Here is a 25,419-nt window from a genome sequence, read left to right as displayed (position 1 = left end):
GCGCCGGTCCCTTCGCCGAAACTGGCGCGGAGCCATTGCCGCGAAGCCCGTTCGTCCCACCTGTCGTCACATGGCGCGCGTCGCACGCCTCCGGCAAGGGAGAGACAGATGGTCGACAGCGATCGCATCACCGGTGCCGCCCGCGAACTCGGCGGCAAGGCCCAGGCCGCCTTGGGCGACCTCGCGGGCGACCAGCGCACGCAGTTCGAAGGTCGCTACCGCGAGGCGCAGGGACGCGGCGAGCAGCTCGCCGGCGAGGCCCGCGACGCCCTGCGCGACGCCGCCGACACCGCCATCGAGTATGCCGAGGACGCCTATGATCGCGGCCGACACGCGGCGCGGCACGGCGCCCGGACGGTGACCCACTATGTGGAGGAGACGCCGCTCCTCGCCCTGCTCATTGCTGGGGCCGTTGGCTACGGCCTGTCGCTGCTGGTGCATGGGCGGCGCTGAGCGCCTTGGTGGTTGCCGCGGCTTCAATTTGCAAATGCAGCGCAGGCGCTTAAGTCTGTCTACTTGATCAAAAACCGTCAACCTTTCGGCCTGATCGGAAAACCGCCAGGATAACGGCGAAGATTTCTTCGAGATACCGCGTCATCTAGACGGAACCGACGCCGGATCGGGGTGAGATCCGGCGTCGGTCACGGCGGCCAAGAGTCGTGAGTGGCGCTCGCGCGGGAGTGGCCCGCGCGCCTACTGCGCCGTCCACCCCCCATCCACCGACAGGTTCGTGCCGGTGATCTGGCTCGCGGCCTCCGTGCACAGGAAGGCCGCGATCGCCGCGACCTGCTCGACGGTGACGAATTCCTTGGTCGGCTGGGCCTTCAGCAGCACCTCGTCGATCACCTGGTCCTTGGTCATCCCCCGGGCCTTCATGGTGTCGGGGATCTGGGCCTCGACCAGAGGGGTCCAGACATAGCCCGGCGAGATGCAGTTGACGGTGATCTTGTGGGTGGCGAGTTCGAGCGCCGCGGTCTTGGTCAGGCCCGCGATGCCGTGCTTGGCCGCGACGTAGGCCGACTTGAAGGGCGAGGCGACGAGGGAGTGGGCCGAGGCGGTGTTGATGATCCGGCCCCAGCCGCGGCTCTTCATGCCGGGGATCGCCGCCCGCATGGTGTGGAAGGCCGAGGACAGGTTGATCGCGATGATCTGGTCCCACTTCTCGACCGGAAATTCCTCGATCGCCGAGACGTACTGGATGCCGGCATTGTTGACGAGGATGTCGACCGCGCCGAATGTCTGTTCGGCCTCCGCCACCATGGCGGCGATCTCGGCGGGCTTGGTCATGTCGGCGGCGGAATAGTGCGCCTTGACGCCGAACTCGGATTCGATGGCGGCCCGCTCCGTCTCGATGGCGTCGGTCTTGCCGAAGCCGTTGATGACGACGTTGGCGCCGGCCTGCGCCAGCGCCCGGGCGATGCCGAGGCCGATGCCGCTCGTCGAGCCGGTGACGAGGGCGGTCTTCGATTGCAGGGACATGAGCTTTCTCCTCGGGCCGGAATGTCACAGGCCAAATTGTCAGGCCAGGTAGTCGTGCAGCACGTGGCCGTACGGCAGGGTGAAGTCGACGATCTGGTGGCGACCGCGGACGATCCGGCGCACCGGCAGGTCGGCGACGCGGCAATTGACGTGCGGGATCAGGTGCAGCCGGGCCTCGCCCTCCCAGGCGCCGTGGACCTGGATATCTTGCAGCCGGTAGCCTACGAGCTGCGCCACCTTCACGCCGCCATCGACGTCGGGGATCAGCTTCAGGTTGACGTTGAGCTGGCCGATCCCGTCGCGGACCTTGTCGAGACGGTCCTCGAGGCTGTGGTGCTTGTAGGTCATCGTGCCCATCGCCACCCGCTCGTCGTCGTAGTGCAGGGTGCCGGTGAGCGTGTCCTTCGTCACCTTGAGCCGGGGCACGCCGTACTTCTTCGGGAAGCCCCAGATCTCGCGGCCGGCGGTGATCGGCGGCTCGTCGTCGAGGTACATCTGGACCGAGTAGTTGCAGGGCTCGCCCTTGTAGGTCGCGACGATCGCAGACCCGCTCTCCTCGTAATCGCCGAAGCCGGAGGAATCCGGCATCTTCATCCACTCGTAGAAGGCGAGGTTGCCGGGGGCCGGCTCTAGCGGCTCGGGCAAAGCGGCGCGGAGCGCCTCCGGGTCGGTCTCGTAGGTGATGATCAGGTATTCGCGCCGCAGGAACCGGTAGGGCCCGTGCGGGTAGCTCGGGCTGAAGGCCGGCATCGAGGGGGCTTTCAGGATCTCGTCGCGGGTCATGCGGCGTTCCTTCCTCTGTCAGAGATCAGTCCCGCGCGTCGCGGGTGAGGTCGAACACGCTGACGCCCGCCTCGGGCCGGCAGCGCTCGATCCAGTGCCGGTGGCGCAGCGAGCGGCGCACGTCGTTGCGGCCGGCCTTCCAGTGCTCCAGCATCGTGGCGCGGGAGAACTCGTAGTCCTTGGCGTCGCTCTCGTAGTTCTTGGCCCGGTAGATCAGCTGCATGATCGTCACCGCGTTCTGGTGGCTCACCTCCGACAGGAAGGCGACGTCCGGGTCCTGGCGCAGCTCGGGCGGCAGCTTGTCGAACAGGCGCCGGAACGCCGTCTTGGCCTTGTGGATCTCGATCTGGTCATTGGTGTTGAGCCGCGTGCGGCTCGAATACCGGATGTCCTTCTCGCGCTCGGCCGCCTCGGACAGGGTGCGGGGGAGCGGGCCGCGCGCGCTGAACAGGTCGACCTGGAACACCGCGAGGTCGCGCAGCCGCTCCTCGTCGAGCACGTATTGCAGCGGCGTGTTCGAGACGATGCCGCCGTCCCAGTACATCTCGCCGTCGATCTCGACCGGCGGGAAGCCCGGCGGCAGGGCGCCGGAGGCCATGACGTGCTCGGGGCCGATCCGGTCGCGGTGGTTGTCGAAATAGACGAAGTTGCCGGTGCGGATGTTGACGGCGCCTACGCTGAGCCGGGTCTCGCGCCGGTTGATGCGGTCGAAGTCGATCAGGTCGAGGAGCGTCTGCCGCAGCGGCGCGGTGTCGTAGTAGCTGAGCGCCTGCGGCGCGCCCGCCGGGTAGAGGGCCGCCGGGGGCCAGCGCGGGGCGAAGAAGCCCGGGACCCCGACCGTCGCCCCGAAGGCGGCGCTCCAGGCGTTGAACGCCTCGCGGGCCTGCTCGCCGGGCCACCACGGCGAGACGGTGATCGCGGACGACACCCTTTCCCAGAAGGCGCGCAGCCGCTCGACCCGGCGCTCCGGCGGGTTGCCGGCGATGAGCGCGGCGTTGATCGCCCCGATCGAGATGCCGGCGACCCAGTCCGGCGGGAGACCCGTCTCCTGCATCGCCTCGGCGACGCCGGCCTGATAGGAGCCGAGCGCCCCGCCGCCCTGCAGCACCAGCACCCGGCACTCGTCTCGCCCCGCCTGACCCGGCTCGTCCATCGTGCCTCCGCTCCTGGCGGCCTCCCTCGGCCGCCGCGCGAATCTCGGCGGTAAGATGATGCTGCACTGCCGCGAGACAAGCCTTCCGGCCGCCCGCGGCACACGCCCCGCGCGCCCGTCCGGCGGAGGGTGGCGCGCACCGCCCCTGCCGGGTTGACACGGGCCGGCCCCTCCGCCAAGCCCCCCTCCGCCACGCCCCCGCGCCGCCCGGTCCCGGGTGGACCGGCCGCCCGCAGGGGTCTCCCGAAGCCCCAACGCCCCCGCGACGCCGGCCCGACACAGCACAGGTCCCGATGCGCTCCTACCTCGACTTCGAAAAGCCCGTCGCCGAACTCGAGGCGAAGCTGGAGGAGCTGAAGGCCCTCGGCGACCGCGACGGCGCGGTGGCGATCAGCGAGGACGTGGCGCGGCTCGAGGCCAAGGCCGCGGCGGCCCTCGCCGAGCTCTATGCCGGCCTGACCCCCTGGCAGAAGACGCAGGTCGCCCGCCATCCGCAGCGGCCGCACTTCGTCGATTACTGCGCCGGGCTGATCGAGGAGTTCCAGCCGCTCGCCGGCGACCGGGCCTTCGGCGAGGACGAGGCGGTGGTCGGCGGCTTCGGCCGCTTCCGCGGCCGGCCGGTCTGCGTCATCGGCCAGGAGAAGGGCGCCAACACCGAGGCCCGCATCCGGCACAATTTCGGCATGGCCAAGCCCGAGGGCTACCGCAAGGCGGTGCGCCTGATGGGGCTCGCCGGCCGCTTCGGCCTGCCGGTCCTCACCTTCGTCGACACCGCGGGCGCCTATCCGGGCATCGAGGCGGAGGAGCGCGGCCAGGCCGAGGCCATCGCCCGCTCCACGGAGGCCTGCCTCGGCCTGCCGACCCCCAACGTCACGGTGGTGATCGGGGAGGGGGGCTCGGGCGGCGCCATCGCCCTCGCCACCGCCAACACGGTCCTGATGCTCGAACACGCGATCTACAGCGTGATCTCGCCGGAGGGCGCCGCCTCGATCCTGTGGCGCGATGCCGGCCGGGCCCAGGATGCCGCCACCGCCATGAAGATCACCGCCCAGGATCTTTTGCGCCTCGGCGTCATCGACGGCATCGTGCCCGAGCCCACCGGCGGCGCCCACCGCGACGGCCAAGCGGCGATCCGGGCGACCGGCGAGGCGATCGCCGCGGCCCTGGAGCCGCTCTCCGCCCTCGATGCCGACGCCCTGCGCGACCGCCGGGCGCAGAAGTTCCTGGAGATCGGCCGGAGCCTCTGACCCGGGGCAATCCCCGCCATCCACAGCCCCTCACAAATGGCACGAGCCAGACACGCGCCGGCCTTCAATTTGCCGAAGACGGGGCGGATGTCTTCGCGCATGAGCCCCGTGTGAGTGTGCGCCGGCTTGCTTGGCCGGCGCGCCTGTTGAGCGAATCCCCGCAATCTTGGCCGTTCTTGCGGTAAGAGCCGGGTAAGTTTAACGAAGCTATGGGGTTGGGAAGACCGGTCCGCGGCGTCAGGGTGCCGGCGGTCCGACGGCGAGAAGGCGGGGTTCCCATGGTGCGGCTGAAAGGGCGTCTGGCGATGCGTCCGGTGCTGGCGGCGAGTGGCCTCGCCCTCGCCCTGTCCCTCGGGGCGTGCCAGGATGCGGGCTTCTCCGCCGCCGGCTCGGCCCGCGCCCGCGAGCCGATCCCGCAGAAGACCGTCGCCCTGATGGCGACCAAGAACATGTCGCCCCGCGACCCGATCCTGATCCGGGCCTTCAAGAAGGAATCGGAGATGGAGGTGTGGAAGCGCGGGGCGGACGGCCAGTACGCGCTCCTGAAGACCTTCCCGATCTGCCGCTGGTCGGGCCAGCTCGGGCCGAAGGTCCGGGAGGGCGACCGGCAGGCGCCCGAAGGGTTCTATCCCATCACGATGGGCCAGATGAACCCGAACTCGTCCTACTACCTCTCCTTCGACACCGGCTATCCCAACGCCTTCGACCGCGCCAACGGCCGCACCGGCAGCTACCTGATGGTGCACGGCACCTGCTCCTCGGCCGGCTGCTTCGCGATGACGGACGAGGCGATCTCGGAGATCTACGCCATCGCCCGCGAAGCCTTCGCGGGGGGGCAGCGGGCGTTCCAGTTCCAGTCCTACCCGTTCCGGATGACGGCGCAGAACCTCGCCAAGTTCCGCAACGACCCGCATATCGGCTTCTGGAAGAACCTGAAGGAGGGCTCGGACTACTTCGAGGCCCTGCACGAGGAGCCGCGGGTCGGGGTGTGTGGCACGCGCTACGTCTTCGGCGGCCAGGACGCCGCGGCGGGCGCCTGCAACCCCAAGGTCGACCCCGTCGTCGTCGCCAAGCGCGAGAAGGACGAGGTCGAGGTGGCTGAGCTGGTCGCCAAGGGCACCGCGGCGACCCGCCTCGTCTACCAGGACGGCGGCCAGCACCCGTTCTTCCGCGACTCCTCGCCGAGCACCCAGCTCTTCGCCGAGCAGGCTCAGCCGCGGCCGAACATGGGGGTGATCAGCCGGCCCGAGGCCCTGGCGGCGGCGCCGGAGGAAATCGTCATCGAGCCGAAGGCGAAGCCGGTCCTGCTGGCCAAGAACGACCCGAAGCACGACAAGACCAAGCCCGGCACCAAGCCCACGGCCCTCGCCTTCGCGGCGCCGGCGTCGAACCCGGCGCCGATCCCGACCCGCGAGGCGGCCGCCGCGGCCGCCGCGGCCCCGGCCTCTCCGGCCGCCCCCATCACGGTGGCGAGCGCCGACGGCGACCTGTCCGGCTACCGCAAGCTCCTCGGCAACCTGTTCGGCGGCGCCCCGGCGGCGCCCCCGGTCGCCCCCGCCGCCCTGCCGGCCGCCGACACCACCCCGGTCGCGGCGATCTCGCCGGCCGTGCCCCTGCCGAAGAAGGTCACCGCGCGCCTGCACCCGACCCCGGCCGCCCACCACGAGGCTACCACCGCGAAGGTCGACGGGCTCAATCCGGCGCCCGCGAAGAAGGCCGAGACCAAGCCCGCCGAAGGCAAGCCGTCCGAGGCCAAGCCCGCCGCCAAGGCCGGCGAAGCCGCGAAGCCGGGCGAGGGCAAGACGCCGGAGACCGGCAAGCGCACCGAAGGCGCGAACCGCAACCGCGTCGCGGCCTCGCAGCCGGCGAACTGACGCGCCTGTTCGACCGTAGAAAGCGTTTCATCCTGCTCACGACCTCATCCTGAGGTGCGAGCTTTGCTCGCCTCGAAGGAGGCTTCCAGACATCGCCAAGGTCTCTGGAGGCCTCCTTCGAGGCTGTACGATCTTCGATCGCACAGCACCTCAGGATGAGGTCGCGGGTTGGATGAACGGCACCGTGTCGAGAATATCACCTTCCGGAGGCGTCGCGTCCCGCCAGCGCGACCCTACTCCGCAACCGCCGGCTTCACCGCCTCTCTCCCGCCCAGCGACAGAACCAGGGCGCCGGCGAGCGTGGAGAGCACCGAGCCCAGGATCACCCCGAGCTTCGTCTCGGTGTCGAACTCGGGCGCGCCCGCGAAGGCGAGGCCGCCGATGAACAGGCTCATGGTGAAGCCGATGCCGCAGAGGAGCGCCACGCCGTAGACGTGGCGCCAGGTGGCGCCCGCGGGCTTGGGCGCGAGGCCGGTGCGCACCGCGAGCCAGACGCCGCCGAACACCCCGACCTGCTTGCCGAGAAACAGGCCCGCCGCGACCCCGAGGGTGACGGGGGCGAGCAGCGCCGAGGGCGTCAGCCCGGCGAGCGAGACGCCCGCATTGGCGAAGCCGAAGACCGGCAGGATGCCGTAGGCGACCCAGGGCTGGAGCGCGTGCTCGAGGAGGTGCAGCGGCGAGTGCCCGTCGTCGGGCCGGCCGGGGCTCGCCCGCAAGGGGATCGCCAGCGCCAGGACCACGCCCGCTACGGTGGCGTGGAGGCCGGAGCGCAGCACCAGGAGCCACAGCACCGCGCCGAGGATCAGGTAGGGCCCGAGCCGCCGCAGCCCCACGCGGTTGAGCACCGCCAGCATCGCCGTCACCGCGCCGGCGAGCGCCAGCATCGGCCAGGACAGGTCGGCGGTGTAGAACAGCGCGATGATCACCACGGCCCCGAGGTCGTCGAGGATCGCGAGGGCGGTGAGGAAGACCTTGAGCGAGACCGGCGCCCGGTTGCCCAGCACCGCCAGCACGCCGAGCGCGAAGGCGATGTCGGTGGCCGCCGGGATCGCCCAGCCCCGCAGGGTCGCCGGGGAGGAGAGGTTGACCGCGACGTAGACGAGCGCCGGCATCGCCATGCCGCCGAGCGCCGCGATGCCCGGCAGCGCCCGGTCGGGCCAGGTGCGCAGGCCCCCGTCCAGGATCTCGCGCTTGATCTCGAGCCCGACGAGCAGGAAGAACACCGCCATCAGGCCGTCGTTGATCCAGTGCAGCAGGCTCAACGGGCCGAGATACGCGTGCAGCGCCCGGGCGTAGCCGTCGCCGTAGGGGCCGTTGGCGACGATGAGCGCCAGCACCGCGCTCGCCATCAGCACGAGGCCGCCGCCGGCGCTGCTGACCAGCAGGTTGCGCAGGGCCGAGAGCGGGCGCGGCAGGCGCCGGGGGTAGGGGCGAGGGGAGCGGGTGTCCTGCATGGGCCCGGGCCTGCCAGGAATCGTGAGCTGGATCAACGCGGGCCGGCTCACCCCCGCCCGAGCGCCGCCCGCACCAGCCTCAAGGCGTCCTCGCTCGCCCATTCCGCCGGGCCCTTCATCACGCCGATCTCGCAGCCGGCCGGGTCGATCAGCAGGGTGGTGGGCAGCCCGACGACCTCGCCGCTCTTCTGCAGCACCGGCAGCGCCCGGCCGGCCGGGTCGGCGTAGTAGGCGAGCCGCGTGATCCCGTTCTCCTTCATCCAGAGCGGCGGCCGGTCGAGGTTGCGGGTGTCGAGGTTGAGCGCCACCACCTCGAAGTCCTGTCCTCCGAGCGTGCCCTGCAGCCGGTCGAGGGCCGGCATCTCCGCCTTGCACGGCGCGCACCACGTCGCCCACAGGTTGAGCAGCACCGTGCGGCCCTTGAGGTCGGCCAGGGTGCGCGGCTGCCCGTCCGGCCCGGTGAAGGTGATGGCCGGCGCGGGCTTCGGGTCGGGATCGACCTGGAGCGCCGCGACCTCGCCGCGGGAGAGCGGTGCGACCCGGGCGGCGGTGGCGGCCCCGAGCGGGCAGGCGCCGCCGTTGCTCCGGTGGCCAAGCCCGTATAGGGCAGCCCCGAGGCCGAGGACGGCGAGAAGGCCCCCCGCGAGGGCGAGGCGGGCGGTCCGCGAGGATGCGAGGCGAGGTGAGGACATGAGCAACCGGATGTGGGGCGGGCGCTTCGCGAGCGGCCCCGCCGAGATCATGGAGGAGATCAACGCCTCCATCGGCTTCGACAAGCGCCTCGCCCCCCAGGACATCCGGGGCTCGCTCGCCCACGTCGCGATGCTGGGCCAGGCGGGGATCCTGCCGGCCGAGGATGTGGCGAAGATCGAGGCCGGGCTCAAGACCGTCCGGGACGAGATCGAGGCCGGCTCGTTCGCGTTCCGGCGCGACCTCGAGGACATCCACATGAGCGTGGAGAGCCGGTTGCGCGAGATCGTCGGCCCGGCGGCCGGGCGGCTCCACACCGCGCGCTCGCGCAACGACCAGGTCGCCACCGACATGCGGCTGTGGGTGCGCGACACCCTCGACGCCCTCGACGCCCAGGCCGCCGACCTGCAGCAGGCCATGGCCGAGCTGGCGCTCAAGCACGCCGGCACGGTGATGCCGGGCTTCACCCACCTGCAATCGGCCCAGCCCGTCACCTTCGGCCACCATCTGCTGGCCTATGTCGAGATGCTGAACCGCGACCGCGGCCGGTTCCGCGACGCCCGCGCCCGCCTCAACGAGTGCCCGCTCGGGGCCGCGGCGCTCGCCGGCACCTCGTTCCCGATCGACCGCCATGCCACGGCGAAGAACCTCGGCTTCGACCGGCCGACCGCGAACTCGCTCGATTCGGTCGCCGACCGCGACTTCGCCCTCGAAGCCCTGTCGGCGGCGGCCATCGCCGCCGTGCACCTGTCGCGCTTCGCCGAGGAGATCGTGGTCTGGACCTCGGCCCAGTTCGGCTTCGTCAAGCTGTCGGACCGGTTCACCACCGGCTCCTCGATCATGCCCCAGAAGCGCAACCCCGACGCCGCCGAGCTGGTGCGGGCGAAGTCCGGCCGGATCATCGGCGCCCTGTCGGGCCTGCTCATCGTCATGAAGGGCCTGCCGCTCGCCTATTCGAAGGACATGCAGGAGGACAAGGAGGGCACCTTCGACGCGCTCCAGACCCTCTCGCTGTGCCTCGCCGCCATGGCCGGCATGGTGCGGGACCTTGAGCCGGTGCCGGAGGTGCTGAAAAGCGCGGCCGGCTCCGGCTACGCCACCGCCACGGATCTGGCCGACTGGCTGGTGCGCGAGCTCGGCCTTCCCTTCCGCGACGCCCACCACGTGACGGGCCGCCTCGTCGGCGAGGCCTCGTCCCGCGGCATCGGCCTCGAGGCGCTGCCGCTGGCGGTGATGCAGGCGGAGGAGCCGCGGATCACCGAGGCGGTCTACGCCGTGCTCGGGGTCGAGAACTCGGTGAAGAGCCGCACCAGCTACGGCGGCACCGCCCCGGACAACGTGCGGGCGCAGGCGGAAGGCTGGCTCAAGCGGCTCGCCGGCGAGACGGCCTGAGCGGCGGGTGGGAGTGGGCGGGCACTCGTGTTAGTGCCTGCCGCGATCGAACGAGCTTCGCAATCACGGGAGGACACACCATGGATCTCGGTCTCAAGGGCAAGCGCGCCCTCGTCCTGTCGTCCAGCCGCGGCCTCGGGCGCGGCATCGCCGAGGCCCTGGCGGCCGAGGGCGCGGACGTGCTGCTCACCGCCCGCACCGCCGAGCGCCTCGACGAGGCGGTGGCGGCGATCAACGCCCGCGGCCAGGGCCGCGCGCACGCCTTCGTGGGCAGCCTGAAGGAGAACGTCGAGGCGATCTTTGCTGCGGCGCAGGAGCATCTCGGCGGCGTCGACATCCTGATCGCCAATACCGGCGGTCCGCCGGCCGGCACCGCGCTGACCGTGCAGCCGGAGGCCTGGACGCCCCAGTTCGAGGCGATGGTAACCCCGGTCTTCCGCCTCGCCGGCCTCGTCCTGCCGGGCATGCGCCAGGCCGGTTTCGGCCGCATCGTGGTGGTGGCCTCGAGCGGCGTCGAGCAGCCGATCCCGAACCTGGTGATGTCGAACGCCCTGCGCGCCTCGATCGCCGGCTGGGCCAAGACGCTCTCGGCCGAGGTCGCGGCGGACGGCGTCACCGTCAACATGATCCTGCCCGGCCGCATCGAGACCGACCGCACCGGCGAGCTCGACACCGCCAACGCCAAGGCGCAGGGCAAGTCGCGCGAGGAGATCGCCGAGGCCGCCCGCGCGGCGATCCCCGCCAAGCGCTACGGCCGCGTGCAGGAATTCGCCGACGTGGCCTGCTTCCTGGCCTCGGAGCGCGCCTCCTACGTCACCGGCAGCATGATCCGGGTGGATGGCGGGGCCGTGCGGTCGATCTGAGGATCGGTCCACGGAGGCGGGGCGGCACGCGTCCAGCCTTCCGCCCTCGATGTCCGATCCCGAAATGGGTCGGCGTCCCCGAACAGGGCGGCCCGGCGGGGCCGCCCTTCTTCATGGGCATCCGCAGGAGGGCACCCGCACGAGCGCCTCATCGAGGGTACGAGGCGGGCCGCGGGCCGGCCGCCGCGAGCGGCGCGCACCGTCCTGGCCCAGGCTTCGGCCCGGCGGGATGCCGATGCCCGGCATCGTGGCGTGGCAGGCCGCGCGGGCCGGCCCGCGCAGGACCGATGCCATCGATGGCCATGCAAGACGGCAGTTTCTCCACGACACCGTCAGGCTGAGAGGCGCCGGCCGAGGCATCGTGATCGTCGATCGACGCGTCTTCCGTCCGCACCGGCATGGCGGCACCTCGGGCGGCGGCGGGTTCGACCCCGGAGGCGGACCGGACCGGACGCCAGCGTGCCGTCTCGGCGATGCGTTTCAAATTTGTTAAAGCATAGACCTGACGGTCTGTGCACATCTCTTTCCAGAATGACAGGGGAGGACGGTGTGCAGCGCTACTTCTTCGATCTGAGTGCCGGCGGCTGGCAGTGCCAGGACGATATCGGTCTGATCCTGTGCAGCCAGGACGAGATCCGCAGCGAGGCCACCCGGACGGCGATCGCGTTCGCCGGTGCGGGTCTGCCGGGCGCCGACCTCTCCGACCTGAAGGTGCGGGTCCGCGACCGGACCGGGGAGCCGGTCCTGACCGTGAGCCTCGCCCTCACGGTGCGCGGACCGGAGGAGCCGGTGCGCCTCGGCCTGGCGCCGCGACCGGCCCGGCCGCGGATGGTCCGGGCTGCCTGACGGCAGCATTCGCGCTGCCTGACGGCAGCATTCGCGCTGCCTGACGGCAGCGCCCGGTCGTTCTCACCCGGGTCCCAGACGGCTTCCGGCGAGGGTGCGGGCGGCGAGCCCCAGGAATGCGCCGCCGGCGCTCGCCGCGACATCGATGACCTGGGCGGTACGGCCCGGCACCCAGACCTGCCCGATCTCGAGGATGCCCGCGAGGATCGCGAGGCCGAGGCCGATGCGCCAGGCCGGCACGCGGGGACAACCCAGGGCGAGGAGCCCGGCCGTACCCGCATAGGCGACGAGGTGCTCGAGCTGACCCACGGCGCCGGTGCGGACCTCCCATGCCTTGGGGATCCACGACAGCCAGACCAGCGCGGGCAGGCAGGCGAGGCCTGCCCAACGCGCGATCGACCGCAGGTCGCCCTCCCGAATCGACCTCATGCCCCTCTCCCCCGCCGCGCGGAGACCCGTTCTCCGCCGGAAGCCGGCGGCCGGGCAAGCGCCCCCTCTGGCGGCGTCGCCCCGCTCCTTCCGCCGATCGGGGTCGACCGGCCGCGGTACGGGCGGGGGATCAGGCCGAAGGGTCCGGCGGAATGAACCGGCGGGAAGAACCGGCATGGAACGATCGCCGCGACGGCGCGATACCCGACGGAGCCGGAGGCGCCCGATGACCGACCCCGCCGAGACGCCCGATCCGACGACGCCTCATGCCGGCTCGACCGATCCCGGCGACGAGGAGGCCTTCCATATCCCGGACGATCTCGCGCTGGCGCTGACGGAGTTCGCGGCCGTGGAGCAGCGCTCCCGCGGCGAAGCGATCTGCCTGATCCTGCGGGATTATCTTCGGGCGAAGGGCTATCTCAAGGGTCCGCCGCAGGTCGTCTGAACCGGCCCGGCAACGAGCCGGCCGACGCGGCGGCAGAGCCTGCGACCCGACACGACCGCGGGCGGGCGAAGCGCCGGACGACCGACGCCTCGTCCACGGCTTCGCGGCACGGATTCACGGGACGTTCAGACGGCGCCGCGCAGCTGGATCTCCAGGCGGCCGACATCCTCGCTCAGTCGCTCGACCATGCGCCGCACCTCGGGATCCTCGGGGGATGCCTCTAGGGCGAGGGACGCGGCCGCCAGGGAATCCCGCTTGGCCTGCAATGCGAACGCGATCTGGGCCCGTGCCATCTCGGGTGTCCGGTCGGCCATGGCTTTCCTCCTTCTGCATGCCGAGCGCCGCAGCGGCGCCCCGGAAGAACGCACCAGACCTCGCCCGGGTGCAGCCGCCGGACATGCTGCGACACCCTGGTCGAAGGACGGCGCGAGCCTCGTCTCGGGACGCGGCACGCGCCGCAGAACGCGCGTCGGCTTTCTTCCTCGGCAGGGTCCGCCAAGGTGGCCGCCGGCTTCGCGACGAGAGCCGGCGGTACAATAACGATCGAGGCGGACATGCGTCGACCGGCCAACGCAAGTCCGCTCAGCAGTCGCCCGCCTGCTGGGCCGCGGTCTTCTCGCCCTTCGATTGGCGGCTCACGTCGGCCGGCGAGGTTGCGGTCTGCGAGCCGACATTCTGCATCGCCCCGACCGTGCCGGGCGATTCGGCCTTGGCGCCCGGCGTGACCGAGGCGGTGGCGGGCGGATCGACGTTGGAGCTCCTGTCGGTCTTCTGGGCGGTCTGCCCCGGGGCGCAGGGACCGGCGGCAGCGGCGGCGGTCCCGGCGAGCAGGAGGGTGCAAGCTCCCAGAACGGTGAGGCGTTTCATCACGATTCCTCCACAGGTTGTTGTCTGCGCTCAACCATGGGTGTGGAGATCGGGTTCCTCGCTCTTTGGGCTGCGGCAAGGGAGGCACCTTCGCGGAGCCGCCGATCCGAAAGCCATTTGTCGAGTCCGGTGCGGCCGGGCGTTTCGATCGCGGGTGAAACCGAAGATTCCGCTTGCGTTTTGTGCGCCGCACGCTATTTTGTGCATCGCACGGTCGCGATGGCGTCGCGGCCCTGTAGCCCTCTTTGGGCGTTTCCTCCCTAGACTTCGGGCCGCTCGCGAGAGCGGCCTTTTTTCTTGGGCAGGCACGTCCTTGGGCAGGCGGGACCGCGGCGGAAGGCGCCTCAGACGGGCAGCAGCTCGGAGGGGCGCGACTGCGCGTAGAGGCTCGCCCCCGCATCGGGCCCGACGACGCGCATCAGGGCGGCCTGGTCGCAGGTGCCGGCGATGCGCAGGCCGAGCCGGTGCAGGTGGTCCTTGTCGGTGCAGTAGGCCGCCAGCCGCGCGCGCCCGGTCTCCGGCATGCGCGACACGAGGGCATCCACGTCGTCCTCGCTGGCCCGGTGCAGGACCGCCAGCAGTTCGAGCGGGATCGGGTAGCGCGCGAACGCCGTGGGCAGCGGGCGGGTCTGATGCTGCGGCATGGATCACCTCGATGCGTTCAGGATCCGACGATCCTCGACCGATCATGGTTAGCGGATGGTTAAGGAGCGCCGTCGGCCATACCGGCCGGGCCGCGGCCGCTGCCGGAGAGGAAGCGGATTGCTGCCGTCGCGACAAACGGATGGCAGGCCTGACGGACCCTGCGTCGCCGTCGGAGCGGGCCGCCGATCCGGTGACGCGCGACGATCAGGCCGGGCGGCCCGCCGTCGAATGCGCGTCACCTCTGAGCAGGATGCTGCATCTCTGCGCGGGCGCATGCGCATAACGTATGGATCAACCCGCGGGATGAATGATTGTAGTTCGAACGCCGCGCCGATCGGCGGCACGGACGACATGTGATGACCGAGCAGACCCGCGCCGAGACTGTTCCGGCCGAGGCCGTGCGTCGCAGCCTCGACGGCTGCCTGAGCGCGCCGGTCTTCCGGCGGTCGCCGAAGCTCGCCGCCTTCCTGACCTACATCGTCGAGGAGGAACTGGGTGGGCGCGGCGACGCGATCAAGGCCTACACCATCGCCACGCAGGCCCTGGGCCGGTCGGACAGCTTCGATCCGAGCAACGATCCGAGCGTGAGGGTCGAGGCCGGCCGCCTCCGGCGCGTCCTCGACGAGGTCTATGCCGATGAGGGCCGCCGCCTGCCGGTCCGCATCCAGGTCCCGGTCGGCGCCTATCGTCCGAGCTTCGAAGTCCTGCCCAACGAGGAGCCCCCGCCGCCCGCGCCCGCGCCCGCGCCGGCCCCGATCCTTCAGGCGGCGGGCTTCCAGACCCTGCCGCTGTTCGACACCCGCGGCCAGGCCGTGCTCGCCGTCCTGCTGGCCATCATCGCGGTCCTGCTCACCGCCGAGGTCGTGCTGCAGATCTACGCCCTCGTGCAGGGTGCAGCCGGCGGCTGAGAGGTCCGGCCGAGAGCCGGCACGTCACCGCGGAACCGGGAGGCGACCTTCGCGGTTCAGTGACGTCGTTGACGTGACGTGACGGATGGGAGGTTCTCATGCGCAGGATGTTTGCGGGTGTCGTGGTGGCCATGGGCCTGGCCGGCTTCGCCGGGGCGGCGGAGGCCAAGGGCTGCATCAAGGGCGCCATCGTCGGCGGCCTCGCCGGCAAGGCCGTCGGCCACGGCTTCGCCGGGGCAGCGGCGGGCTGCGCCATCGGGCGCCACCAGGCCAACAAGCGCGACCGCGCCCGGAACGACGCCGTCCAGCCCGTTGCCCGCTGACGGCCGATCGTTTCGCTGCGCCGCAGCATGGGGCCCGACAGTCGCCGGGCTTCTCCCGCAGGTCGAGCTTGGCCGTATCGGGCCGCGAATGCTCGGGATCCCGTACGGCGAAGCTTCCGCGACCGGCGCGTGAGCTGCGGGAGCGTCGCCGTCTTATCGCCACATCTCACCGGCTTCTTGCGCCTCGGTGGCACGGAAACCGGGGCGATACATCAGATGCGACGTCGAGCGGACGGACCGGCGCAACGGGGTGGCCTGCGGATGGCGGGGGCTCACGGGGACGTCCTCGCGCTCGGCGGCACCGGCCGCGTGGCGCAGGGGGGCATCCCCGTCATGGCCCGCACGGTGCTCGCGGCGGGGTGCCTGGCCGCCGGCCTCTCGGCCTTGCTGCACCAGTACGGCGCCGACCTGATGTCCGCCCGTCCGGCCGTCACCATGATGGCGGACCTGCTGGTGATGCCGCGGCCCAAGATCCAGACCGTTCAGCCGGCGCCGCGCGAGACCGCCGCGATGCCTCCGTTGCGCGAGCCGGTGCACGATCTCGACACCGCGTTGGGCTCGGCGGGCGTCGACCGGGTCTCCTACGACGATCTCATGGCCGCCAGCACCGGTGGCGACCCCAACGAGGTGCTGAGCTTCGGCCCGATGCGGATCCGCCGCCACCTCGTCCAGACCATCGTGCGGGCCGCCGCGACCGTGCGCACCGACCCGGTGCTGCTGATGGCGGTGGCCGACAAGGAATCGAGCTTCCTGACCGAGGTCCAGGCCCGCACCTCCTCGGCCACCGGCCTCTACCAGTTCATCGAGCGGACCTGGCTCCAGGTGATGCGGGAATTCGGCGCGCGGCACGGCTACGCCCGCGAGGCCGGGCTGATCGGCGAGGACAATTCCGTCACTGATCCGGCCGAGCGCGCCCGCATCCTCGACCTGCGCCGGGACCCCTCGCTTTCCGCGCTCCTGGCGGGCGAGATGCTGAAGCGGGATGCGGCCCGCATCGCCGCCCGGATCGGCCGCGAGCTCACCCTCGGCGAGACCTACCTCGCCCACTTCCTCGGGCCGGACGACGCCGAGCGGTTCATGGCCAAGGTGGTCGAGGAGCCAAAGGCCGAGGCCGCCGCCCTGCTGCCGAAGCCCGCCAAGGCCAACCGGCCGATCTTCTACGAGCGTGTCGGGCGCCGGAAGGCCCGCAGCCTCTCGGTGGCGCAGGTCCACGACAAGTTCGAGGCGATGATGAGCACCCGCGGTGCCCGCTACCGGGACGTCGGCGCCCTGATGGGCGTGATGGCCTACGCCGCCGGCACGCCCTGAGGGAAGACCCGGCCTCAGGGACGACACCTCCATTTGGGGAAACTCCGCCGCCGGTCGCGGTTTATCCGTCCGACGACGGACACGCGATCAGGAGGTGACGATGGGCGCGCCGGGCGCCGGCCGCCGGACGGGCGGCACGCAACTCACACCGACTCTCTCCCTCGACGCGCTCGGGGCAGGCCTCGCGGCGGCCTATGACGGCCTGGTGGCGGAGGCGATACCGGAGCGCCTCGGCGCCCTGCTGCGGCAGCTGGAATCGCGCGAGACCGCCGGCGGCCCGGAGACCGGCGAGGCGTCGACGCCTCGCGACCGGACGGGCGGATCCGAGGCCCCCGGCCCGGCCTGCCGGCTCGCCCTCGTGGTCGGCGAGGTGCCGGGCGCGACCGAGGCGGGCGCCGTGCTGGCGCGCGCGGGCCTCGAGGCGACGCCCTGCCCCGACCCGGACGCCGCCCTCGACCTGCTGCGCCTGCGCGGGGGAGAGGTCGCGCTGGTCCTGCTCGGTCTGCCGGCGGAGCGGACCGGCGGCCTGGACGGGGCGGGCTTCGCCCGCGCCGTGGCGACGCTGTGGCCCACCATCCACCTCGTCGTGGCCCATCCGACCCGCGACGGGGCCCGCAGCCCGGAGACGCGCCTGCCGCCCCGCGCGGTGGCCCTGAGCCGGCCGCCCGACCTCCTGGCGCTGGCCGAGCAGGCCGCGCGGAACCCACGTCCCCCGGTCGCGTAGACGGGCATCGCGCCCTGCCGGTCCCCGTCCGGTGAACCCCCATCGGATGATGCGGACCGATTTGATCGGCGTGGCCGTCCTGGCATAGGCTCCCGGGGACGGCTGCCACGCGAAGACCGGGCGCGAGAGGGATCGGGCGAGGGGATGTCGGGGATGAAGACGAACGAACGCGACAGCTACCAGGCCGAATACGCCGCGACGGCGGGGCAGCAGGCGGCCTTCTTCCGCGAGCAGGCCGAGCGCCACCGCCGGCAGGCCGAGCAGGCCCGGATGTTCGCCGAGCTGAGCCCCGACGAGGAGCGCCGGGAGCAGAGCCTGCGGGCCGAGCGGCTGGAGACCCTCGGCCGCCACGACGACACCATGGCGGAGGCCTTCGAGGCCCGCGCCCGGCGCACCTGATCCGGGCTCCGGGTCCGATCCAGTCGGTCTGACGGCCACCCGTCTCCCGGCGGGAGACGGATGGCGTCCGGCCGCCAGGCCGGAACCGGTCAGGCAGGATGCGCGGGCATCCGCCCGGAGCCGCCCTCGCCGCGCCCCGACCCCGCGTCCCTCCGCACCATCCCTGAGCCGCGCTCCCTCGCCGCGGCGAGGCAGACCCTCGTGCCGATCCTCTCCGTCGACCACGTCACCACCTATCGCTACCGGCAGCCGGTCGGCTTCGGCGAGCACCGGATCCTGTTCCGGCCGCGCGACAGCTACGACCAGCGCCTGATCGCCGCCTCCCTGGACATCGCGCCGCAGCCGCAGAGCCTGCGCTGGATCCACGACGTGTTCGGGAACTGCGTGGCGGTCGCGCGCTTCCGCGGCCGGGCGCCGGAGCTCTGCTTCCGCTGCCGCATCACCCTCGATCACACGCCCGAGCCGCCGCTCGCCTTCGCCCTGGCGGAGCGGGCGGCGCGCTACCCCTTCGCGTACGATCCCGACGAGATGCCGGACCTCGTGCGCTGCATCGAGCGGCACTCTCCCGCCTCGGGCGGACCGGTCGCGTCCTGGGCCCGCGGCTTCCTGGAGGCCGACGGCACCGCCGACACCCGCGCGCTGCTGGCGGCCATGACGGCCGGGATCCGGCGGGACTTCACCTACGCGGCGCGGATCGAGAAGGGCGTGCAGGACCCCGCCGAGACGCTGCGCCTGCGCCGGGGCACCTGCCGCGACTTCGCCCTGCTGATGATGGAGGCGGTGCGCTCCCTCGGTCTGGCGGCCCGGTTCGTCTCGGGCTACCTCTACGTCCCGGAGCGCGACGGCGTGGCGCTCCATGCCGGCGGCGGCGCGACCCATGCCTGGGTCCAGGTCTACCTGCCGGGGGCGGGCTGGGTCGAGTTCGACCCGACCAACGGCATCGCCGGCAACCGCGACCTGATCCGGGTGGCGGTCGCCCGCCATCCCGGCCAGGCGGTGCCGCTCCACGGCAGCTGGATCGGCCGGCCCGAGGATTTTCTCGATATGGAGGTGACGGTCCGGGTGACCGAGCTTCCCGAGGCACCGACGGCGGCCGAGCGGCCGGGCGGCCCGCGCCTGGCCGCGGATTAGCCGGGGCGGCGAAACTTCGTCCAAGGTCTGCCGCTTCTTCGGGCAGCCCGCGGCGACGCGGGGGGCTTACCCTGTGTTGTACCGGTGGCGCTCTGCGCCTCGACATACCAGAGGGAGACGGCACCGCCATGAGGATCCGGACCGGGTACGCGATCACCTTCGATTCCCCGGCCCCGACGCCGATGCTCCTGATGCTCAGCGTCCACCCGTCCCGGATCGGCGATTGCGTCACCTCGCCGGCGATCCGCTTCGACCCGCCGATCCCCTCCCGCGACTATCCCGACCGCTACGGCAATACCTGCACCCGCATCGTCGCTCCGCCCGGGCGCCTCACCGTCTCGGCGGATTTCCTGATCGAGGACAGCGGACAGCCGGACGAGATCGCGCCGCATGCCTGGCAGCACCCGGTGGAGGAACTGCCCGACGACGTGATGGTCTACCTGCTGGGCAGCCGCTACTGCGACACCGACAAGCTGTCGGGCATCGCCTGGCAGCTCTTCGGCCACACGCCGCTCGGCTGGGCCCGGGTGCAGGCGATCGTCGACTACGTGCACACCCACATCCGCTTCGACTACCAGCGCGCCGACGCCACCCGCTCGGCCCTCGACGGCTACACCCAGCGCGAGGGCGTCTGCCGCGACTTCGCCCACCTCGCGGTCGCCTTCTGCCGCTGCATGAACATCCCGGCGCGCTACTGCACGGGTTACCTCGGCGATATCGGCGTGCCGGCGGTGCCCGATCCGATGGATTTCTCGGCCTGGTTCGAGGTCTATCTCGGCGGGCGCTGGTACACGTTCGATGCCCGCCACAACCGGCCCCGCATCGGCCGGATCCTGATGGCGCGGGGACGCGACGCCACCGACGTGGCGATCTCGACCCATTTCGGCCCCTCGCTGCTCGCCGGCTTCCGGGTCCATACCGACGAGGTCCGCTGAGCCGCGCGGCGCGCGAAGGGAGCCACCCCGTTCGCTCGGATGCCGCCGGTCCGCTCAACGAAACGTGAACGCTGCGACGGCGCTCGGTACTCCGGCCTCGCGATTAGCGTCGCTTTAACCGGGAACCACTGAGCCGGGACAGCATTGTCCAGCAAAGGTAATTGCTGAGGTAAGGCTCCGGCCATGAAGATCTTCGCTACCGCCCTGGCGGGCGTTCTGAGCGTGTGCGTGCTTGCCTCCGCGCCGGCCAAGGCCGCGCCCTACGACCCCTTCGACGTGAACCCCGGCGAGGACTATTACGCCGGCCAGCCCTACGGGGCGCCGAGCTACCGGACCCAGGGCTATTACGGCCAGGGTCAGGCCGCCGGCAGCACCGAGCAGGCCCAGGTCGCCCCGATCCCGCGGGAGCTGGTGCCGTTCAACGGCCCCTACGCCCCGGGCACGATCGTGGTCTCGACGGCCGAGCGGCGGCTCTACTACGTGGTCGGCGACGGCATGGCGCTTCGCTACGGCGTCGGCGTCGGCCGCCCGGGCTTCACCTGGTCGGGCACCAAGACCATCACGGCCAAGCGCGAGTGGCCGTCCTGGACGCCCCCGAAGGAGATGCTGGCCCGCCGCCCCGACCTGCCGCGCTACATGGCCGGCGGGATCGACAATCCGCTCGGCGCCCGGGCGATGTATATCGGCGGCACGCTCTACCGCATCCACGGCTCCAACGAGCCCGACACGATCGGCCAGGCGGTGTCCTCGGGCTGCATCCGCATGACCAACGACGACGTCACCGACCTCTACTCGCGGGTCAAGGTCGGCGCCAAGGTGGTGGTGCTGAACTGAGGGCGGGACGGCGGTCCGAGACGGTCCGATGTGGGGGCGATCCGTGCGGGTCGCCCCTTTTTCGCATGGCTCTGCCCGGCGGGTTCGCACCCGGGTGCCGGTGCGTCCCTGCTCAGGGCGGGCCCGGCATCACCGGCCCCGCGGTGAACCATCCCCAGGCGCGGGCTGCGGATGCCACGCTTCCCTGCCGAGATCGTGCGGACAATCTCGCGATCCTCGGTGACGCCCCACACGGTTCCCGGCCCGCAGGTGGGTCTTGCCCGCCGCGACCCCTGCGCGGAGGGACCGTCAGCCTCCGCGCACGTCCCGAAGCCGGGCGGACAACGAAAAAAGCCACCCCAAAGGGTGGCTCGCCCAAAGCCCCTGCGGATGCGGGGATCGCCGTGGTACCGCCACCCCGGCTCGAACGGGGGACCTCTAGATCCACAATCTAGCGCTCTAACCAACTGAGCTATGGCGGCTCGCGACGGGGGGCTGTGTAGTCCGGCCGGAGCGTCGTGGCAAGCGCCGATCCGCGCCCGGCGCACCCCGGCGCGTCGGAAAGTGCGCCGGCCCGGCACGGAAGGGCGGTCGACCGGCCGGCTGCCGCGCCCTAAACCCCGGGCACGCCCCGCCACGCCTGCGACGACGGTCCGATGACGCCGAAGCCCGAGACGGTCCGCCGCTCCCTGACGGAGAGCGCTCTCGTGCTGGCGCCGGGGTCCCTGCGCGCCTGGGTCCGCAGCGGCGAGATCGGCCTCGTCCTGCTGGCGGCCGTCGTCGGCTGCCTCTCGGGCGGCGTCGTCAGCCTCATGGGCTGGGCGGCGCAGGGAGCCCACGAGCGGCTCTTCGGCCTCGACCTCGACGAGCGCCTGAGCGCGGCGCCGCACGTGCCGCCGCTCGTGGCGCTCGGCGTGCCGGCGCTCGGCGGCGTGATGCTGGGCCTCGTGATCTGGCTTGGCGGGCGCCTGCGCCGGGTGCCCGGGCGGCCGGTGATCGACCCGATCGAGGCCAACGCCCTGCATGGCGGCCGGCTGTCGCTGCGCGACTCCGTCCTGGTGGCGGTGCAGAACCTGATCTCGAACGGCTGCGGCGCCTCGGTCGGGCTCGAGGCCGGCTACACCCAGATCTCCGCCGGCCTCGCCTCGCGGATCGGCCTCAGCTTCGAATTGCGGCGCACCGACATGCGGGTGCTGGTGGGCTGCGCCGCGGCCGCCGCCATCGCGGCGGCGTTCGGGGCGCCGCTCACCGGGGCGTTCTATGCCTTCGAGCTGATCATCGGCACCTACGCCATCGCGTCCCTGACGCCGGTCGTCACCGCGGCGCTCGCCGGCGCCTTCGTGTCGCGGGCGATCCTCGGGCACCAGACGGTGATCACCCTCGGGCCGACCCCGCCGGTCGGGCCGGCCGACTACCTCCCGACGCTGGGTCTCGGGCTGATCTGCGCCGGCCTCGGCATCCTGATCATGCAGGGCGTCACCCTGGTGGAGGAGGGGGTGCGGCGCACGAGGCTGCCGCCGCTCGCGCGGCCCGCCCTCGGCGGCCTGGCGGTGGGGGTGCTGGCGCTCGTCGCGACGCCGCAGGTGCTCTCCGCCGGGCACGGGGCGCTGCACCTCAACCTGAGCCAGGAGGGCGCCCATGCCGGCGCGGCCGCGCTGATCGGCCTTTTCCTCGCCAAGGCGCTGGCCTCGGCGATCTCGATCGGCACCGGCTTTCGCGGCGGGCTGTTCTTCGCCTCGCTGTTCCTCGGCGCGCTCGCCGGCAAGATCTTCGTGATGCTGGCCCCGCCCCTCGTCGCCATGGTGCTGCCCCCGGCGACCTACGCGGTGGTGGGGATGAGCGCGCTCGCCGTCGCGGTGATCGGCGGGCCGATGACCATGACGTTCCTGGCCCTCGAGGTGACGGGCGACTTCCCGATCGCCAGCCTGGTGCTGGTGGCGGTGATCGCCTCCTCGCTCACGGTGCGCAAGACCTTCGGGTACTCCTTCGCGACCTGGCGCTTCCACCTGCGCGGCGAGTCGATCCGCAGCGCCCACGACGTCGGCTGGATCCGCACCCTGACGGTCGGCCAGCTGATGCGCCGGGAGGTGCGCACCGTGCGGGCCGATACGACGCTGGCGGCGTTCCGGCGCGCCTTCCCGCTGGGCTCCGTCACCCAGGTCGTGGCCGTCGACGAGACCGGGCTCTATGCCGGCATCGTGCTCGTCGCCGAGGCCCATGCCGCGCCGATCGACGAGAAGGCCGCCGAAACCCGGGTCGCGGACGTGCTGCGCTACCGCGACGAGGTGCTGCTGCCGCAGATGAACGCCAAGGAGGCGGTCGCCCTGTTCGACAAAGCCGAGAGCGAGGCGCTCGCGGTGGTCGAGAGCCGCCAGGCCGCCCGGGTGATCGGGCTGCTCAGCGAGAAGCACACGCTGAAGCGCTACAGCGAGGAGCTCGACCGCCAGCGCCGGGCGAGCGTCGGGGAGGTGGCATGAATCCGCGGAATTGCCCGTCCCATTGACCGGGACGGCGGGATGCGCGACGCGAAGGCACCACAACAGGAGGGAATGCCCATGCCGTCAGCCCAGCGCACCTACCGCATCGCCGTGATCCCCGGGGACGGCATCGGCAAGGAGACGGTGCCGGAGGGCGTGCGCGTGCTGGAGCAGGCGGCCAAGCGCCACGGCTTCACGCTGCAGCAGGACTGGTTCGACTTCTCGTCCTACGACTACTATGCCAAGCACGGCCGCATGATGCCGGAGGACTGGAAGGCCCAGATCGGCGGCCACGACGCCATCTTCTTCGGCGCCGTCGGCTGGCCGGAGAAGATCCCGGACCACATCTCGCTGTGGAACTCCCTGATCCTTTTTCGGCGCGAGTTCGACCAGTACGTCAACCTGCGGCCGGTGCGGCTGATGCCCGGTGTGCCGAGCCCGCTGGCCGGCCGCAAGCCCGGCGACATCGACTTCTGGGTCGTGCGCGAGAACACCGAGGGCGAGTATTCCTCGGTCGGCGGCCGGATGTTCCAGGGCACCGACCGCGAATTCGCCGTGCAGGAATCGGTGTTCACCCGCCGCGGCACCGACCGGGTGCTGCGGTTCGCCTTCGACCTCGCGAGCGCCCGGCCGAAGAAGCACCTGACCTCGGCCACCAAGTCGAACGGCATCTCGATCACCATGCCGTACTGGGACGAGCGGGTGCAGGAGATGGCGCGCCACTATCCCGACGTCGCCTGGGACAAGTACCACATCGACATCCTGACCGCGCACTTCGTGCTGCACCCGGACTGGTTCGACGTGGTGGTGGCCTCCAACCTCTTCGGCGACATCCTGTCGGATCTCGGCCCCGCCTGCACCGGGACGATCGGCATCGCGCCGTCCGGCAACATCAATCCCGACCGGGATTTCCCGTCGCTGTTCGAGCCGGTCCACGGCTCGGCCCCCGACATCGCCGGCCAGGGCATCGCCAACCCGATCGGCCAGATCTGGTCGGGTGCGATGATGCTGGAGCATCTCGGGGAGAAGGAGGCCGCGGCCGAGATCGTCGCCGGCATCGAGCGGGTGCTGGCCGAGCGCACCCTGCGCACCCGCGACCTCGGCGGCAACGCCGACACCACGGCCTGCGGGGTCGCGGTGGCGGAGGCGATCGGCTGACCGCGCGCCCGGCCGGCTCGGGGGCGCCGCCCGGCGGGATGCCTCCGCGCTCGCGCATCGGCGCTCCCTCGCACCATGCTGCCTGATCCGGAACCATTTCCCACACCTCTCCGTTGCGGCCCGACACTGTGACGGCCCGCGTTGCCGGCCGTCACGGGTACGGTGTCGGGAGAGGGTCATGAGCAAGCTCATTCGCGGGACGATGACGGCCGCCGTGCTGGTGATCGGTGCGGCCACCGCCTTCGCGCAGGGCGGCGCCGGGGGTGCCGGCGGCGGCGCCGGGGGCGGTGGTGCGGGGGCCGGTGCGGCCGGTGGAGCCGCGGGCGGCCCCGGCGCAGGTGCGGGCGGCGGCGCGGGTGGCGCCGGTGGCGGTGCCGGCATGGGCGCCGGCGGCGGGGCCGGCGGAGCGGGCGTGGGGGCCGGCGGCGGAGCCGGTCCTCGCGGCGGTGCAGCGCAGCCAGGCAGCGGGGCCGGTGCGGCGGGTGCCCCGGGGCAGCCGGGCGGCGGGGCCGGTGCAGCGGGCGCTCCGGGGCAGCCGGGCCGGGCCGGAGGCGAGGGGGCTCAGCCTGGCGCCGGCGGACGCGGGGCCCAGCAGGGCGGTGCGGAGCGCGGCGAGCGCGGAGCTGAACGCGGCGAGCGTGGCGAGCGCGGAGCCGAACGCGGCGAGCGCGGCGAGCGTGGAGCCGAACGTGGCGAACGGGGTGAGCGCGGCACCGAGCGTGGCGAGCGTAACGGTGAGCGCGGCGAGCGCGGGGCCGAGCGCGGCGAGCGGGGCGGCGGCCGGTCCGAGGCCCGGGGCGCCGTCTCGCGCCTCGACACGACCCAGCGCACCGAGTTCCGCCAGACCATCGTGCGCTCCGGCGTGCGCCCGGTGACGAACGTCAACTTCAGCCTCAACGTCGGCACCGCGGTGCCGCGCTCGGTGACCCTGCACGCCCTGCCGCCGGCGATCCTCACCCTGGTCCCGGCCTATCGCGGGTATAGGTACGTGCTGGTGCAGGACGACATCGTCATCATCGACCCGGACACCTACGAGATCGTCGACGTGATCCAGGGCTGAGGGCGCCGGAACGATC

Annotated in this window: 27 protein-coding genes and 1 tRNA gene; 18 read left to right on the top strand and 10 right to left on the bottom strand. The window is 72.1% G+C overall.

From position 1 onward, the window contains the following. The first annotated feature begins 108 nt into the window (after positions 1–108). Positions 109–453 (top strand): CsbD family protein, encoded by a 345-nt coding sequence (locus tag EU555_RS24220; RefSeq protein ID WP_135417784.1) that lies wholly within the window; start codon positions 109–111, stop codon positions 451–453. Between the two features lie 240 nt (positions 454–693). On the opposite strand, the gene EU555_RS24215 is transcribed toward EU555_RS24220, so the two are convergent. Genes EU555_RS24215 through EU555_RS24205 form a run of 3 tightly spaced genes read right to left on the bottom strand, consistent with a single transcriptional unit; the run spans position 694 to position 3,415 of the window. Further along, positions 694–1,479, bottom strand: coding sequence for a 3-hydroxybutyrate dehydrogenase (locus EU555_RS24215; protein WP_135417783.1), 786 nt, complete (start codon positions 1,477–1,479; stop codon positions 694–696). A 39-nt stretch (positions 1,480–1,518) separates the two neighbouring features. Beyond that, positions 1,519–2,262 carry an acetoacetate decarboxylase gene (locus EU555_RS24210; RefSeq protein ID WP_135417782.1) on the bottom strand — a complete coding sequence of 248 codons (744 nt, stop codon included), beginning with the start codon at positions 2,260–2,262 and terminating at the stop codon, positions 1,519–1,521. 25 nt (positions 2,263–2,287) lie between these two features. Then, entirely contained in the window at positions 2,288–3,415 is a 1,128-nt protein-coding gene (locus EU555_RS24205) for a patatin-like phospholipase family protein (RefSeq protein WP_135417781.1), read from the bottom strand. Positions 3,416–3,708: 293 nt separating this feature from the next. Between EU555_RS24205 and EU555_RS24200 the strand changes: the two genes are divergently transcribed. Continuing rightward, the gene (locus EU555_RS24200) at positions 3,709–4,662 is read left to right on the top strand and encodes an acetyl-CoA carboxylase carboxyltransferase subunit alpha (RefSeq protein WP_135417780.1); all 954 of its coding nucleotides are present in this window, start codon (positions 3,709–3,711) and stop codon (positions 4,660–4,662) included. A gap of 278 nt (positions 4,663–4,940) precedes the next feature. Further along, the gene (locus EU555_RS24195; protein WP_245524461.1) at positions 4,941–6,536 is read left to right on the top strand and encodes a L,D-transpeptidase family protein; all 1,596 of its coding nucleotides are present in this window, start codon (positions 4,941–4,943) and stop codon (positions 6,534–6,536) included. 233 nt (positions 6,537–6,769) lie between these two features. On the opposite strand, the gene nhaA is transcribed toward EU555_RS24195, so the two are convergent. Together nhaA and tlpA are read right to left on the bottom strand one after the other, a co-directional pair. Further along, the gene (nhaA, locus tag EU555_RS24190; protein ID WP_135417779.1) at positions 6,770–7,990 is read right to left on the bottom strand and encodes a Na+/H+ antiporter NhaA; all 1,221 of its coding nucleotides are present in this window, start codon (positions 7,988–7,990) and stop codon (positions 6,770–6,772) included. 47 nt (positions 7,991–8,037) lie between these two features. Continuing rightward, positions 8,038–8,682, bottom strand: coding sequence for a thiol:disulfide interchange protein TlpA (gene tlpA, locus EU555_RS24185; protein ID WP_135417778.1), 645 nt, complete (start codon positions 8,680–8,682; stop codon positions 8,038–8,040). Here tlpA and argH point away from each other — a divergent pair. The 3 genes from argH (at position 8,681) to EU555_RS24170 (ending at position 11,781) form a co-directional block, all read left to right on the top strand. Beyond that, positions 8,681–10,072 (top strand): argininosuccinate lyase, encoded by a 1,392-nt coding sequence (gene argH, locus EU555_RS24180; RefSeq protein WP_135417777.1) that lies wholly within the window; start codon positions 8,681–8,683, stop codon positions 10,070–10,072. The two genes, tlpA and argH, sit on opposite strands and share 2 nt — an antisense overlap. 80 nt (positions 10,073–10,152) lie before the next feature. Beyond that, on the top strand, positions 10,153–10,935 hold the full coding sequence (locus EU555_RS24175) for an SDR family oxidoreductase (protein ID WP_135417776.1): 783 nt from the start codon (positions 10,153–10,155) through the stop codon (positions 10,933–10,935). Positions 10,936–11,484: 549 nt separating this feature from the next. Further along, positions 11,485–11,781: a DUF6894 family protein gene (locus tag EU555_RS24170; RefSeq protein WP_135417775.1), complete on the top strand. Its 297-nt coding sequence runs from the start codon at positions 11,485–11,487 to the stop codon at positions 11,779–11,781. A gap of 63 nt (positions 11,782–11,844) precedes the next feature. Here EU555_RS24170 and EU555_RS24165 read toward each other — a convergent pair whose 3' ends face one another. Beyond that, positions 11,845–12,210 (bottom strand): VanZ family protein, encoded by a 366-nt coding sequence (locus EU555_RS24165; RefSeq protein WP_135417774.1) that lies wholly within the window; start codon positions 12,208–12,210, stop codon positions 11,845–11,847. 226 nt (positions 12,211–12,436) lie between these two features. Here EU555_RS24165 and EU555_RS24160 point away from each other — a divergent pair, with 226 nt between their 5' ends. After that, complete coding sequence (locus EU555_RS24160; protein ID WP_135417773.1) at positions 12,437–12,655, top strand: ribbon-helix-helix domain-containing protein; 219 nt, start codon at positions 12,437–12,439, stop codon at positions 12,653–12,655. 125 nt (positions 12,656–12,780) lie between these two features. On the opposite strand, the gene EU555_RS24155 is transcribed toward EU555_RS24160, so the two are convergent. The 3 genes from EU555_RS24155 to EU555_RS24145 all read right to left on the bottom strand — a co-directional run bounded on the left by EU555_RS24155 (position 12,781) and on the right by EU555_RS24145 (position 14,166). Next, positions 12,781–12,969, bottom strand: coding sequence for a hypothetical protein (locus EU555_RS24155; RefSeq protein ID WP_135417772.1), 189 nt, complete (start codon positions 12,967–12,969; stop codon positions 12,781–12,783). 268 nt (positions 12,970–13,237) lie between these two features. Further along, positions 13,238–13,522, bottom strand: coding sequence for a hypothetical protein (locus EU555_RS24150; RefSeq protein ID WP_135417771.1), 285 nt, complete (start codon positions 13,520–13,522; stop codon positions 13,238–13,240). Between the two features lie 344 nt (positions 13,523–13,866). Beyond that, positions 13,867–14,166, bottom strand: coding sequence for a hypothetical protein (locus tag EU555_RS24145; RefSeq protein ID WP_135417770.1), 300 nt, complete (start codon positions 14,164–14,166; stop codon positions 13,867–13,869). A gap of 357 nt (positions 14,167–14,523) precedes the next feature. Here EU555_RS24145 and EU555_RS24140 point away from each other — a divergent pair, with 357 nt between their 5' ends. The 8 genes from EU555_RS24140 (at position 14,524) to EU555_RS24105 (ending at position 20,729) form a co-directional block, all read left to right on the top strand. Continuing rightward, on the top strand, positions 14,524–15,075 hold the full coding sequence (locus EU555_RS24140) for a hypothetical protein (protein WP_135417769.1): 552 nt from the start codon (positions 14,524–14,526) through the stop codon (positions 15,073–15,075). 98 nt (positions 15,076–15,173) lie between these two features. Further along, positions 15,174–15,398 (top strand): hypothetical protein, encoded by a 225-nt coding sequence (locus tag EU555_RS24135; protein ID WP_135417768.1) that lies wholly within the window; start codon positions 15,174–15,176, stop codon positions 15,396–15,398. Between the two features lie 261 nt (positions 15,399–15,659). After that, a complete protein-coding gene (locus tag EU555_RS24130; protein WP_425375145.1) occupies positions 15,660–16,706 on the top strand; it encodes a transglycosylase SLT domain-containing protein in 1,047 nt (348 codons plus the stop codon). A 100-nt stretch (positions 16,707–16,806) separates the two neighbouring features. Then, complete coding sequence (locus EU555_RS24125) at positions 16,807–17,430, top strand: NepR family anti-sigma factor (protein WP_135417766.1); 624 nt, start codon at positions 16,807–16,809, stop codon at positions 17,428–17,430. 153 nt (positions 17,431–17,583) lie between these two features. After that, positions 17,584–17,829 (top strand): hypothetical protein, encoded by a 246-nt coding sequence (locus EU555_RS24120; RefSeq protein WP_135417765.1) that lies wholly within the window; start codon positions 17,584–17,586, stop codon positions 17,827–17,829. A 201-nt stretch (positions 17,830–18,030) separates the two neighbouring features. Further along, on the top strand, positions 18,031–18,960 hold the full coding sequence (locus EU555_RS24115) for a transglutaminase family protein (RefSeq protein ID WP_135417764.1): 930 nt from the start codon (positions 18,031–18,033) through the stop codon (positions 18,958–18,960). A 128-nt stretch (positions 18,961–19,088) separates the two neighbouring features. Next, positions 19,089–19,895 (top strand): transglutaminase-like domain-containing protein, encoded by an 807-nt coding sequence (locus EU555_RS24110; protein WP_135417763.1) that lies wholly within the window; start codon positions 19,089–19,091, stop codon positions 19,893–19,895. Between the two features lie 183 nt (positions 19,896–20,078). Continuing rightward, positions 20,079–20,729 (top strand): L,D-transpeptidase, encoded by a 651-nt coding sequence (locus EU555_RS24105; RefSeq protein ID WP_135417762.1) that lies wholly within the window; start codon positions 20,079–20,081, stop codon positions 20,727–20,729. A gap of 384 nt (positions 20,730–21,113) precedes the next feature. Here the strand turns inward: EU555_RS24105 and EU555_RS24100 are convergent. Next, positions 21,114–21,190 (bottom strand) — tRNA-His (locus tag EU555_RS24100). A 174-nt stretch (positions 21,191–21,364) separates the two neighbouring features. On the opposite strand from EU555_RS24100, the gene EU555_RS24095 reads away from it, so the two are divergent. The 3 genes from EU555_RS24095 (at position 21,365) to EU555_RS24085 (ending at position 25,403) form a co-directional block, all read left to right on the top strand. Continuing rightward, the gene (locus tag EU555_RS24095; RefSeq protein WP_135417761.1) at positions 21,365–23,185 is read left to right on the top strand and encodes a chloride channel protein; all 1,821 of its coding nucleotides are present in this window, start codon (positions 21,365–21,367) and stop codon (positions 23,183–23,185) included. Positions 23,186–23,263: 78 nt separating this feature from the next. Further along, positions 23,264–24,343, top strand: a complete 1,080-nt coding sequence (locus tag EU555_RS24090) for a tartrate dehydrogenase (RefSeq protein WP_135417760.1) — start codon at positions 23,264–23,266, stop codon at positions 24,341–24,343. 178 nt (positions 24,344–24,521) lie between these two features. Further along, a complete protein-coding gene (locus EU555_RS24085) occupies positions 24,522–25,403 on the top strand; it encodes a DUF1236 domain-containing protein (protein ID WP_135417759.1) in 882 nt (293 codons plus the stop codon). Positions 25,404–25,419: the final 16 nt, after the last annotated feature.

It is taken from the genome of Methylobacterium nonmethylotrophicum (genome assembly GCF_004745635.1).
Taxonomy (GTDB): Bacteria; Pseudomonadota; Alphaproteobacteria; order Rhizobiales; family Beijerinckiaceae; genus Methylobacterium; species Methylobacterium nonmethylotrophicum.
Note: the sequence above shows the minus strand (reverse complement) of the source record. Positions and strands in the feature narration are given on the sequence as shown.